Source organism: Clostridium polyendosporum (genome assembly GCF_018332455.1).
In the GTDB taxonomy this organism is placed as follows: Bacteria; Bacillota; Clostridia; order Clostridiales; family Clostridiaceae; genus Clostridium_AY; species Clostridium_AY polyendosporum.
The window spans coordinates 1-205 of the sequence record NZ_BOPZ01000135.1; the positions used below are offsets into that span (position 1 = coordinate 1).

Annotated in this window: 1 rRNA gene; it reads left to right on the top strand. The window is 52.7% G+C overall.

The features are described 5' to 3' along the window. A 16S ribosomal RNA gene (locus tag CPJCM30710_RS17730) occupies positions 1–205 on the top strand; the annotation flags it as partial.

Genomic DNA, 205 nt, shown 5'->3' on the forward strand with positions numbered 1-205 from the left:
GGAAGAACACCAGTGGCGAAGGCGACTTTCTGGACTGTAACTGACGCTGAGGCTCGAAAGCGTGGGGAGCAAACAGGATTAGATACCCTGGTAGTCCACGCCGTAAACGATGGATACTAGGTGTGGGAGGTATCGACTCCTTCCGTGCCGTCGTTAACACAATAAGTATCCCGCCTGGGGAGTACGGTCGCAAGATTAAAACTCA